Annotated in this window: 10 protein-coding genes and 1 tRNA gene; 6 read left to right on the top strand and 5 right to left on the bottom strand. The window is 55.2% G+C overall.

Translation table 11 applies throughout. The features are described 5' to 3' along the window. Positions 1 to 3 precede the first annotated feature (3 nt). The 3 genes from ABLV17_RS02185 to ABLV17_RS02175 all read right to left on the bottom strand — a co-directional run bounded on the left by ABLV17_RS02185 (position 4) and on the right by ABLV17_RS02175 (position 2,644). A complete protein-coding gene (locus ABLV17_RS02185) occupies positions 4 to 753 on the bottom strand; it encodes a sugar phosphate isomerase/epimerase (RefSeq protein WP_348854064.1) in 750 nt (249 codons plus the stop codon). Between the two features lie 109 nt (positions 754 to 862). Next, on the bottom strand, positions 863 to 1,879 hold the full coding sequence (locus tag ABLV17_RS02180) for a LacI family DNA-binding transcriptional regulator (RefSeq protein WP_087858980.1): 1,017 nt from the start codon (positions 1,877 to 1,879) through the stop codon (positions 863 to 865). Between the two features lie 102 nt (positions 1,880 to 1,981). Continuing rightward, positions 1,982 to 2,644: an OmpA family lipoprotein gene (locus tag ABLV17_RS02175; RefSeq protein ID WP_015369222.1), complete on the bottom strand. Its 663-nt coding sequence runs from the start codon at positions 2,642 to 2,644 to the stop codon at positions 1,982 to 1,984. Between the two features lie 168 nt (positions 2,645 to 2,812). Here ABLV17_RS02175 and ABLV17_RS02170 point away from each other — a divergent pair, with 168 nt between their 5' ends. Continuing rightward, positions 2,813 to 5,143: a molybdopterin guanine dinucleotide-containing S/N-oxide reductase gene (locus tag ABLV17_RS02170; protein WP_213794183.1), complete on the top strand. Its 2,331-nt coding sequence runs from the start codon at positions 2,813 to 2,815 to the stop codon at positions 5,141 to 5,143. Here ABLV17_RS02170 and ABLV17_RS02165 read toward each other — a convergent pair. Together ABLV17_RS02165 and tag are read right to left on the bottom strand one after the other, a co-directional pair. Further along, positions 5,112 to 5,552 carry an N-acetyltransferase gene (locus ABLV17_RS02165; RefSeq protein ID WP_042893599.1) on the bottom strand — a complete coding sequence of 147 codons (441 nt, stop codon included), beginning with the start codon at positions 5,550 to 5,552 and terminating at the stop codon, positions 5,112 to 5,114. The two genes, ABLV17_RS02170 and ABLV17_RS02165, sit on opposite strands and share 32 nt — an antisense overlap. After that, positions 5,549 to 6,112 (bottom strand): DNA-3-methyladenine glycosylase I, encoded by a 564-nt coding sequence (gene tag / locus ABLV17_RS02160; protein ID WP_087859093.1) that lies wholly within the window; start codon positions 6,110 to 6,112, stop codon positions 5,549 to 5,551. Before tag ends, ABLV17_RS02165 begins: the two co-directional genes overlap by 4 nt. A 258-nt stretch (positions 6,113 to 6,370) precedes the next feature. On the opposite strand from tag, the gene ABLV17_RS02155 reads away from it, so the two are divergent. From ABLV17_RS02155 to ABLV17_RS02135, 5 genes are all read left to right on the top strand, one after another. After that, a complete protein-coding gene (locus tag ABLV17_RS02155; RefSeq protein ID WP_162750192.1) occupies positions 6,371 to 6,955 on the top strand; it encodes an autotransporter outer membrane beta-barrel domain-containing protein in 585 nt (194 codons plus the stop codon). A 240-nt stretch (positions 6,956 to 7,195) separates the two neighbouring features. Beyond that, entirely contained in the window at positions 7,196 to 8,401 is a 1,206-nt protein-coding gene (locus tag ABLV17_RS02150; protein ID WP_020077719.1) for an MFS transporter, read from the top strand. A 222-nt stretch (positions 8,402 to 8,623) separates the two neighbouring features. Continuing rightward, complete coding sequence (gene eptB, locus ABLV17_RS02145; protein ID WP_213317580.1) at positions 8,624 to 10,291, top strand: kdo(2)-lipid A phosphoethanolamine 7''-transferase; 1,668 nt, start codon at positions 8,624 to 8,626, stop codon at positions 10,289 to 10,291. 199 nt (positions 10,292 to 10,490) lie between these two features. Continuing rightward, on the top strand, positions 10,491 to 11,885 hold the full coding sequence (locus ABLV17_RS02140; RefSeq protein WP_271032726.1) for an ankyrin repeat domain-containing protein: 1,395 nt from the start codon (positions 10,491 to 10,493) through the stop codon (positions 11,883 to 11,885). 116 nt (positions 11,886 to 12,001) lie between these two features. After that, positions 12,002 to 12,078: transfer RNA gene (locus ABLV17_RS02135), tRNA-Pro, on the top strand. Positions 12,079 to 12,115 lie beyond the last annotated feature (37 nt).

The raw sequence follows: 12,115 nt of genomic DNA, 5'->3' as shown, positions 1-12,115 counted from the left end.
GGCTTAATCCTCGCGTAACAGATCAACGTAATGGCGGGTGACGGCGGTCAGATCGTCACCGACCAGCGGGAATTCAATACCGCGCGGCGCGTCGGCGGGCAGGTTATCGAGCAGCGCCAGCCAGCGAGCGTCCGCCTGGTCCGGTGGGACGGCGCGATACTTCTCATGATGAGGCTCCGCCGCCTTCACATGAATATAGCTGACTGCAGGGGCGAGGTAGCGCGCGGCTTCTTCCGGCGAATCGCCGACCCACAGCCAGTTCCCCATGTCGAAAGTCAGCGTCACCGGCATCTGATGGACCCGGCAGGCGGCTTTGAAACGCTGCATCGGCGCCAGTTGGCCGCAATCGGTCTGGTCATTTTCCACCACCAGCGCCATGCCGCTGGCGCTCAGAATGTCGCGCAGCGTCTCCAGCTGTTGGTTATGGATGAAATGACCGAGGGAGAGCTTCAGCCACAGAGCATTGAGGGTTTGCGCTTCCTCAAGTAACGAGGGGAGATGGGGATTGAGCTCGCCGTGGTCGGTGAACAGCGCTTGTGGCGCGGAGTAGCAGGCCAGCAGCCCCTGTTTTTCAATGTCGGCCGCCAGCATTGGCAACTGCTTCAGTTCCGCCGCGCTGAACAGCTCGCGGCGAATTTCCACGCCATCGGCGCCGGAACCGGCGATAAAGGGTAATACGGCGGACTGCCCGCCAAGCGCTTTAACGTGGTCGTTGCCATAAGCGGCGGTGACGACAATGATTTTTCTGGCCATTGAACAAACTCCTGGCGTGGTGGGGCTTAACTCCCTATTACGCTAGATGGTACCGGTTCCAAAGAAAAGGCCAGGATGTTTAATTTATGATCGTCATCACGATGAATCGTTAACGAGACGTTGATCCCCGGACGATAAGTTCGCCGGAGAAGACCCGCTCGCAGATGGGGTCGCTGCCGCCTTCGATACGTCTGACGACCTGTTCGACCGCGGCATAGCCAATCTGCCAGGTTGGCTGTTTGAGGGTGGTGATACCGACGCCCGCCAGCTCCGCCCATTCCAGCTCATCGAAGCCCAGCAGGCCGATATCGCTACCCCATATGAGATCAACGCGCTTCAGTGAACGGGCGACCTGTAACGTCAGGGCACCATTGGCGGAAATCACCGCTTTGCGCATTCCGCGGTGGCGGGCGTGGAACTGACGCAGGACGTTATCCATCATGGCGCCGTCGTTGAGCGGGACCTCGGCGTTTTCCGCCACTATTCCGGTATGGCGCTGCAGAGTCGCGCGAAAGGCGTCCAGGCGCTCGCGGCGGGTGTTTACGGAGCCTATCGGCTCGCTTAAAAACAACAGCGCTTCAAAACCCTTTTCCACCAGATGCTCGGTGGCGGTGGTGGCGGCCTGAGTGTTATCCAACCCCACGACATCACAGGCGAAATCGGGGATTTTACGGTCGATAAGCACCATCGGCAGCGAGGATTGCTGCAGGCGGTTGAGGCCTTCTTCGCGCATGCCCACCGCATTAACCACAATCCCTTCAACCTGATAGCTGCGTAGGAGGTCGAGATAGTGAAGCTCCTGATCGATTTCGTTGTTGGTATTACACACCAGCAAGGTGAAGCCTTTTTCGCGGCAGGCGGCTTCAATCCCGCTTAACACGTTCACGGAGTAAGGGTTGGTGATATCGGCGATGATCAGGCCAATCAGGCGGGTACGACCATGTTTTAGGCCACGGGCCATCAGGCTGGGACGGTAGTTGAGCTCGGCAATCGCTTTCTCAATCCGCGCCAGCAGATCGTCGGAAAGCAGATGCTTTTCGCCGTTGAGATAGCGTGAAATGCTGGTTTTACCGGTTTTCGCGGCTTTCGCCACGTCGCTGATGGTTGCTCGCGCCGCTTTCGCCATGATGGCTTCCTTTGCTGAAAATCTGCCAACACCTTAGCGCGAAAAATAGCGATATCAAGCATTTTGCCCGGCAGGAAGGCTGCCGGGCCGGAAACAAGAGGATTACTGCAGCGGGCTGAGGGTAATTTCCACGCGACGGTTCTGCGCTTTGCCTTCCGCCGTGCTGTTGCTGGCGATCGGGTTCGCCGGGCCCATGCCGGTGGTGCGAATACGGTTGGCCGCCACGCCCTGAGTGATGAGCGCGCTGGCGACGCTATCGGCACGCTGTTGCGACAGACGCATGTTCAGATCGTTGCTGCCGGTGCTATCGGTGTAGCCGACGACGTTAACGGCGGTTTTCTCGTACTCTTTCAACACCATCGCGACGCCGGTCAGGGTGTTGGCGCCTGCAGGTTTCAGGTTGGCGCTGCTGCTGTCAAAAGTGACGTTATTCGGCATGTTAAGCACGATGTTGTCGCCATTTCGCGTCACGCTGACGCCGGTTCCCTGCATTTTTTCGCGCAGTTTCGCTTCCTGCACGTCCATGTAGTAACCGATGCCGCCGCCGAGCGCCGCGCCTGCTGCTGCGCCAATCAGCGCGCCTTTGCCGCGGTCATGCTTGGAAGAGGAGAGCGCGCCGACGCCTGCGCCCACTAAGGAGCCGATACCCGCGCCGATGCCGGATTTTCCCGCTTCGCGTTCGCCGGTATAAGGGTTGGTAGTACAACCAGAAATAGCCAGTGTGCCGCTAACGATAGCAGCAATCATGAGTACGCGTTTTTTCATCTTATTTCCTTAATCCTTTTTATTCTTTGCCACCGCAAGCGTGACGGTTGATTATGACGTCCGAATACGGAGAAAATTCCCCGCAGGGTATCTCTTTTTGTAAGTAACATTGAACGGTTGACTAACAAACCGTCACAACACCTGCATTCGCTGACCCAGGAGCCTGCTTTGCCAACCTCATCTGCAACTAAAACCATCTTAACCGCGGCCCACTGGGGGCCAATGCTGGTGGAGACGGATGGTGAAAATGTGATTTCGTCCCGCGGCGCGCTGGACACCCCCTTCGCCAACTCGCTGCAAACGGCGGTGCGCGAACAGGTGCACAGTAAAACTCGCGTTCGCTATCCGATGGTGCGAAAGGGCTTTCTTGCTTCGCCACATCAGCCGCAGGGCGTACGCGGCCAGGATGAATTCGTGCGGGTAAGCTGGGAGCAGGCGCTTGACCTGATTGATGCTCAGCATCGACGGATCCGCGAAAGCTTCGGCCCGCAGTCGATTTTCGCCGGTTCCTATGGCTGGCGTTCTAACGGCGTGTTGCATAAGGCGGCAACCCTGCTGCAGCGCTATATGAGTCTTACCGGGGGCTATACCGGACACCTCGGCGATTATTCAACCGGCGCGGCGCAGGCGATCATGCCTTATGTGGTTGGCGGTAATGAAGTTTATCAACAGCAAACCAGCTGGCCGCTTATCCTGGAGCACAGCGAGGTGGTGGTACTGTGGAGCGCCAATCCGCTGAATACGCTGAAAATTGCCTGGAACGCCTCGGATGAACAAGGGATCCCCTGGTTTGACCGCCTGCGCCAGAGCGGCAAACGGCTGATCTGCATCGATCCTATGCGATCGGAAAGCGTTGATTTCTTTGGCGAATCAATGGAGTGGATCGCGCCGCATATGGGCACTGACGTCGCGTTGATGCTGGGGATCGCCCATACCCTGGTAGAGCATGGCTGGCAGGACGATGAATTCCTCGCCCGCTGTACCAGCGGTTATGACATTTTCGCCCGCTATTTGAGTGGTGAAAGCGATGGCATCGCCAAAACCGCCGAATGGGCGGCGGCAATCTGCGGCGTACCGGCGGATAAAATCCGCGAACTGGCGAAACTTTTCCACGAAAACACCACCATGCTGATGTCCGGCTGGGGCATGCAGCGCCAGCAATTCGGCGAGCAAAAACACTGGATGCTGGTGACGCTGGCGGCGATGCTGGGGCAGATTGGCACGCCAGGCGGCGGTTTTGGGCTTTCTTACCACTTTGCCAACGGCGGCAACCCGACGCGTCGCGCCGCGGTGCTGGCTTCCATGCAGGGCAGCGTAGCGGGCGGCGTAGACGCGGTGGAAAAAATCCCGGTCGCCCGTATCGTTGAGGCGCTGGAAAACCCAGGGGCAAGCTATCAGCACAACGGGATGACGCGGCGCTTTCCCGACATCCGCTTTATCTGGTGGGCGGGCGGCGCCAACTTTACCCATCATCAAGATACCAACCGCCTGATTCAGGCCTGGCAGAAGCCGGAGCTGATTGTGATTTCCGAATGCTTCTGGACCGCCGCCGCGCGCCATGCCGATATCGTCTTACCGGCGACCACTTCGTTTGAGCGCAACGATCTGACCATGACCGGGGACTACAGCAATCAGCATCTGGTGCCGATGAAGCGGGTGGTCGCGCCACGCGATGAAGCGCGCGACGATTTTGATGTCTTTGCGGATCTGAGCGAACGCTGGGAGGCGGGCGGCCGCGAACGCTTCACCGAAGGAAAAAACGATTTGCAATGGCTGGAGAGCTTCTACCAGATTGCCGCCCAGCGCGGGGCGCAGCAGCAGGTGACGCTGCCGCCGTTTGCCGAATTCTGGCAGGCTAACCAGCTAATTGAAATGCCGGAAAACCCGGATAACGCCCGTTTCTCTCGTTTCGCGGCATTCCGCGCAGACCCGCAGGCTAACCCGTTAAAAACCGCGAGCGGGAAAATTGAAATTCACTCGCCGACCATTGCCGGCTTTGGCTATGCCGATTGTCCGCCGCACCCGATGTGGCTCGAACCTGATGAGTGGCACGGCAACGCCGAGGAAGGTCAGCTACAGGTGCTTTCCGCCCATCCGGCGCACCGCCTGCATAGCCAGTTGAACCAGACCTCGCTGCGCGAAAGGTATGCGGTGGCCGGGCGTGAGCCGCTGACTATCCATCCGCTGGACGCGCAGGCGCGCAATATCATCGACGGCGATCTGGTGCGGGTGTGGAATTCACGTGGTCAGGTACTGGCCGGCGCGGTGGTCACGGAAGGTATTCGTCCGGGGGTGATTTGCCTGCATGAAGGCGCATGGCCGGATATCGACCCCGATGCCGGAATATGCAAAAACGGTGCGGTGAACGTGCTGACGAAAGATATTCCGACCTCGCGTCTGGGCAACGGTTGCGCCGGGAATACGGCGCTGGCATGGCTGGAAAAATATGATGGGCCCGCGCTGGCGCTCAGCGCATTTGATCCGCCGGCCAATGCATAATCCAGGTTGGGTGCTGGGTGTCGTCCTGCCATGCGCAGTCTTCTATTCGGAAGCCCTGCGCGTGGTAGAAATTCACCGCCCGCACGTTTTTCTGATAAACCTCCAGGCTTAGCCAGTCGTAGTGCTGCTTGACCTCATCAAGCAGCGCGCGGCCGATACCGTGGCGGATCGCTTGCGGGGCGACGAAAAGCGCCCCGACGAAGCGCGAATCCATCACGCTGACAAACCCTTTCAGCGCGTCATTCTCCTGCCACACCCAAGTGGCGGCGGCGGGGAGATAGACATCGCGCACGACTTCCAGACTCTCCCGCCAGTAGCTTTCGGCAATAAACGGATGCGCATAAATGGTGCTTTCCAGCCACAACTCGAGCAGCGGGCCGGTCTCTGTGGCATCCCATTTTTGGATCATGCTGGTCTCCCTGGGTGGCAAAAGCAGCCTGTCACGTGATCGTTGACTAACCCGCAGGCCTGCATAAACGAATAACAGATGGTGGAGCCGACAAACTTAAAGCCGCGCTTTTTCAGCGCCTTAGATAGGGCATCAGAGGCTGGTGTGGTGGTGGGGATTTCGGCGAGCGTCGCGGCATGGGTAATTTGCGGCTGGTTCTCGACAAATGACCAGACGAAATCGCTGAATGCTTCGCCGTTGGCTTCCATGGCGAGAAACGCCCGCGCATTGCCGATGATGGCCTGGATCTTTCCCCGATGGCGGATGATGCCCGCATCCTGTAGCAGGCGCTCGACGTCTGCTTCATCCATGGCCGCTACGCGAACTGGGTCGAACTGGTGAAAGGCCTGACGATAGTTTTCCCGTTTTTTCAGTACGGTTATCCACGAAAGCCCCGCCTGCTGGCCTTCGAGGCAGATCATTTCAAACAGCTTTTGCGGCGTTCTCTCGGCGACTCCCCATTCGTTATCGTGATACTGGATATAAAGAGGATCCTGGCTTACCCATCCGCAACGTTGCATGTTTCTCTCCCTTTCGTCAGAAAACTTTTTCATCCGCCTTGACGGCTGAAAGATAAAGATAATAGTTAATACAGGGAAACCACTTCCCATCAACTCCTTATACTTCAAGTTGCGTAGAAGTGGGCGGCAGCTCGAATTATTTTGAGTATAAAAACACAGCAACATTGCCGATTCGGCTCTTTTGGAGTCGCATTAATGATAATAAAGAAATGCAATGGCCTCCGGGGTGGGTTGATCCCGGCGTGCATCACTATCTGGGTGTCGTGTGTTTCAGGCGCTAATGCCTGGCAACAGGAATATATCGCTAACGATACAAAAAGTAATACGTCCGAACGCTATACATGGGATAGCGATCACCAACCGCGTTATGAAGACATTCTTGCCGAGCGTATGAGAGCGTCAGAAGCGCCCGCCGGACTGGCATTGAATCAGGCGCTGGCGCCGCCGGATTTGGGGCACGGCATGAGCGTGGGATGGAACTATTCACTGGCCAGCGGCGTGACCTCCGGGCCGGTCGCCAGCTTGCGTAGCGATCTCAACCCGCCGCCAGCGACGCGTCGCGCGGGCGAAAGTATTTACGTCAACACGCTCGGCTGGCGTATGGATTATCAGCAGCTGTGGGGCGTGCATCCATGGGCGCAGGTGAGCTATAACCAGTCTATCTCTATCGATAACAATGCGTCGATTAGCCGCGGCAAAGACGGTAGCTGGGGCGATGTGACGCTGGGCGCCGATATGCCGCTTGGTTCTCATCTGGCGGCATGGGCCACACTTTCGCAGGCGGATAATGTGCCGTCGGGTGAAAACACGCTATATCTGATGGGCGTCAGCGCCAATTTCTAACCTGTTTTGTTACGCATTTGAAACTCAGTCGTTACTGTTAAATCTCAGTAACGGCGCGTTTCTGTGAGATAGCGCACACTAACTTTTTAGGTAAAATTTAGGGAATGAATGTTTTGCAATGTCATTCATTCCGCCATAAATGCATTTCATTCCTCGTTGATGGCAGTTCATGCCGTTTTCCCCCACCGGATTTGGGGATTTGGTTATTGTGGCGGCAGTTAATCCTTCAGGACATCTGCTATGAACGCTGCAAACACTCAATATACCCGTTGGCTCACGCTGATTGGCACGATCATTACGCAATTCGCACTGGGATCGGTTTATACATGGAGTTTGTTTAATAGTTCTCTGGCCAGCAAACTGGACGAGCCAGTAAGCCAGGTGGCATTTTCCTTCGGCCTGTTAAGTCTTGGGCTGGCGTTATCCTCTTCCGTTGCCGGTAAATTGCAGGAACGCTTTGGCGTGAAACGCGTCACCATGGCATCCGGTATCCTGCTTGGCGTCGGGTTTTTCCTCACGGCCCATGCCAACAGCCTGATGATGCTGTGGCTGAGCGCCGGCCTGCTGGTCGGTCTGGCGGACGGCGCGGGCTATCTGCTGACGTTGTCGAACTGCGTGAAGTGGTTCCCGGAGCGTAAAGGTCTGATTTCCGCCTTCTCGATTGGCGCTTATGGCCTTGGCAGCCTCGGTTTTAAATTTATCGATAGCCACCTGTTGGCGACGGTCGGGCTGGAAAAAACCTTTGTTATCTGGGGCGCTATCGTACTGGTGATGATCGTCTTTGGCGCCACCCTGATGAAAGATGCGCCGAATCATCCCGCGACAACCACCGCTAACGGCGTCGTCGAAAATGATTTCACCCTCGCTGAATCCATGCGTAAACCGCAGTACTGGATGCTGGCGGTGATGTTCCTGACGGCCTGCATGAGCGGACTGTATGTGATTGGCGTAGCAAAAGATATCGCCCAGGGTATGGTGCACCTCGATGTGGCGACGGCGGCGAATGCGGTTACCGTGATTTCTATCGCCAACCTGAGCGGCCGCCTGGTGCTGGGCATCCTGTCTGATAAGATCTCCCGTATCCGCGTGATTACCATCGGTCAGGTGGTCTCCCTGGTCGGTATGGCGGCCCTGCTGTTCGCGCCACTAAATGCGATGACCTTCTTTGCGGCGATTGCCTGTGTGGCCTTTAACTTCGGCGGCACCATTACCGTCTTCCCTTCGCTGGTAAGCGAGTTCTTTGGCCTCAATAACCTGGCGAAAAACTACGGTGTGATTTATCTCGGCTTCGGTATCGGTAGTATTTGCGGTTCGCTGATTGCCTCCGTGTTCGGCGGCTTCTATGTCACCTTCTGTGTCATCTTCGCTCTGCTGATTTTGTCACTGGCGCTTTCCACCACAATTCGCCAGCCGAAAAGCGAAATTTACCACCAGGCGCACGCCTGATAGCGTCACCTTTCCTAAGCTAATAATGCCTTGCCAGCCAGATATTTTGTAAATATCTGGCTGAATCACATTCCTCGCGGATACTTTTGCCATTTGCTGTGGTCTACTTAGCGCGCTTTGTAGAGGTTTCCGATAACCAACCCAGACGCACTTAATTAATCTTCCTGTTTATATCGTTTTAATCAGGGCGGTTTTATCTCTTCGTTTCCCAGGTTTGCTTGCATGAAATACATTAAAACGATGTCACAGCAGAAGCTGAGTTTTTGGCTTGCGCTGTACATCGGCTGGTTTATGAACGCCGCGGTGTTTTTCCGTCGTTTCGATGGTTACGCTCAAGAGTTTACCGTCTGGAAAGGGTTGTCCGGAGTGGTGGAACTGGTGGCGACGGTGCTGGTCACCTTCTTCCTGCTGCGTCTGCTCTCGTTATTTGGTCGCCGGGTCTGGCGCATCTTAGCTACGCTGGTGGTGTTGTTTTCCGCTGGGGCAAGTTATTACATGACTTTCCTTAATGTGGTCATTGGCTACGGCATAATCGCTTCGGTGATGACCACCGATATTGACCTGTCGAAAGAGGTTATCGGCTGGCATCTGATCCTGTGGCTGGCCGCGGTTAGCGTTTTGCCGCTCCTTCTTATCTGGAGCAACCGCTGCCGTAAGACGCTGCTGCAACAGGTCAAAACGCCGGGTCAGCGGGTGAAAAATATCCTGATAGTCGTACTGGCCGGGCTGATGGTCTGGGGGCCGATTCGCCTGCTTGAGCTACGTCAGCATGATATCGAGCGTAACTCTGAAGTCGATATGCCAAGCTACGGCGGCGTCATTGCCAACTCGTATCTGCCTTCGAACTGGCTGTCGGCGCTTGGGCTGTACGCCTGGGCGCAGGTGGATGAATCGTCTGATAATAAGTCGCTGATTAACCCAGCGAAAAAATTTACCTATGTGGCGCCGCAGGATCTTGATGATACTTACGTGGTGTTTATTATCGGCGAGACCACCCGCTGGGATCATATGGGTATTCTCGGCTATAACCGTAATACCACGCCGAAGCTGGCGCAGGAGAAGAATCTTGTCGCCTTCCGCGGCACCTCTTGCGATACCGCCACCAAGTTATCGTTGCGCTGTATGTTCGTACGCGAGGGCGGGGCGGATGATAATCCGCAACGGACGCTGAAAGAGCAGAATGTGTTTGCCGTACTGCATCAGCTGGGCTTTGCAGGCGACCTGTACGCCATGCAGAGTGAGATGTGGTTCTACAGCAATACGATGGCCAACAATATCGCCTATCGCGAGCAGATCGGCGCCGAGCCGCGCAATCGCGGCAAGAACGTGGATGATATGCTGCTGGTCGATGAAATGAAGCGCGGCATGGAGCAAAATCCTGATGGCAAGCGCTTGATTATCCTGCATACCAAGGGATCGCACTTTAACTACACCCAGCGTTATCCGCGCAGCTTCGCGCAATGGAAACCGGAGTGTATCGGCGTGGACAGCAAATGCTCGAAGGCCGAGTTGATTAACTCCTACGATAACAGCGTCACCTACGTGGATCACTTTATCGTCAGCGTGCTGGACCAACTGCGGGATAAAAAGGCTATCGTGTTCTACGCCGCCGATCACGGCGAGTCGATTAATGAACACGAACATCTGCACGGTACGCCGCGCATGATGGCGCCGCCGGAGCAGTTCCGCGTGCCGATGATGGTCTGGATGTCGGATAAATATCTGGCGAACCCGGACCATGCCGCCTCCTTTGCGCGTCTCAAGCAGCAGGCGGCGACGAAGGCTCCGCACCGTCACGTTGAGCTGTATGACACCATTATGGGTTGTCTTGGTTATACCTCGCCGGATGGCGGGATCAATGAAAACAACAATTGGTGTCGGAAAAAGTAAGACGTACGGTCTATTTTCAGAATCTCGGGTCTGTTTTCGTTTCCTGAGACCAGGATAAGTTAATCCCTCACAAGGCTTGTGCCGTGTGAGGGATTTTTTATTTCGCACAATGGACGCGTTTACCAGGCTGTTTCTCCTCGCTGTTCCTTTCCTGTTTCTCTCGTTCCACCCTGTGCTCGTGCTTTCATGGAGAGAAAGAATGAACCTCATTAAGTGTTTGAGCCTGTTATTTTTGTTTTTACTGGCTGGTTGTCAGTCAGAGGAGGAAACCCTGTCGTTTCTGCTGGCCTGTAAATACGACAGCGTCGTAAATGTTGAAACCATGCTGAATAACGGCATTGATGTTAATGGTAAAAGCAAAGCAGGCATTACCGGGTTAATGGTGGCGGCTGCAGAAAATCGCCGGGAAGTCGTTGAACTGCTGCTGAAGCATCATGCTAAACCAAATATCCAGACTCGAGCCGGTACATCGGCTCTTATGCTGGCTTCAGCAAGGGGAAGTGAAGCTGCCATTATCTCCGATTTGATTCATGCAAAAGCGGATGTGAATCTGGTTACCCGAAACAAGAATACGGCACTGATGTCTGCTATTTCTGATGGTGAGGAGGTCAAGGATGACTATCTGCATATTATCGAGTTGAAAAAACCGGGCGCCCCTCAAGAAGAAGAGAGCGTGCTTGATAAAATAGTCGCAGCGACAGCGGAGCGGTCGCTGGCCAGAAACGGTAGCGCGCTGATGACCGAAGATATGGCCTTAAAAGCCGCGCCCGGTATATTGAAGAAAAATGGTGAGGAGATCGTCGCACTGCTTTTAAAGTCCGGAGCGGATGTGAATGCGGTCAATAATGATGGCGAGACGGCGTTTTACCAGGCGATTAACCACAATCGTTCAGCGTCGGTGATTAAAGCGTTAACAGATGCTGGCGCGGATGTGAACAAGGCGGACAACGAAGGAACTTCGCCTCTGATGCTGGCTGCGGTAAGCACTGACCCTACACTGATAAACATGCTGGCGTTACCGGGGCTGGATGTCGATCAAACCAACCGCGATGGGTTGACACCCTTGCAGATTGCCTCCGCCTATGGCGCGCCAGCTGTAATTTCAGCGCTGGTGGAGCGAGGGGCAAAGGTTGATTTTCTCTCTTCAAAAGATTTCACCGCGTTGATGATGGCCGTGAAAATGGAGAAAAAATCGAGCGTTGTTGCCCTGCTTGCCGCTGGTGCTAACGTCAATCTTAAAAACAAAGCGGGATATACGGCGATAGGATATAGCCGTAGCGGAGAAATACGCCAGTTATTAATCGATAATCATGCTGATTTAACGGGACAGGTTGCGCTGATGGCGCAAAGCGAGCTCCAGTTCTGTGCGAATAAGTTAGCGGATTCACTCGCTTATTCGGATATTGCCCGTTCGATTAGCGGTGATTCTCGTCCAGACATTATGATGCATCGGCAGGATTGTCCTGGGCTAGGGCAATTGACCATGCTGCTGGGCAGTTTTGAATTTAAGCCTGCAGGGACGCAATATATGGGACAAACGGTAACCTGCACGGTATCGGAACACCGCAAAGAGTTTGAGGCGAAGTGTCATTGAAGAAACTGAAAAAGCGAAGCGAGCGATAAGTTGCTGAGTTTTTCGTCGCTTGATTGATTTTTTGCTAATAAGGCATTGACGGGTGTGCATCCCAGCAGTAAGATGCGCCCCGCATTCGGTGATTGGCGCAGCCTGGTAGCGCACTTCGTTCGGGACGAAGGGGTCGGAGGTTCGAATCCTCTATCACCGACCAAATTCGAAAGCCTGCTCAACGAGCAGGCTTTTTTGCA

The sequence above is a fragment of the Klebsiella sp. CN_Kp091 genome (genome assembly GCF_040065095.1).
GTDB lineage: Bacteria > Pseudomonadota > Gammaproteobacteria > Enterobacterales > Enterobacteriaceae > Klebsiella > Klebsiella aerogenes.
This window is presented reverse-complemented; position numbering and strand designations above follow the sequence as displayed.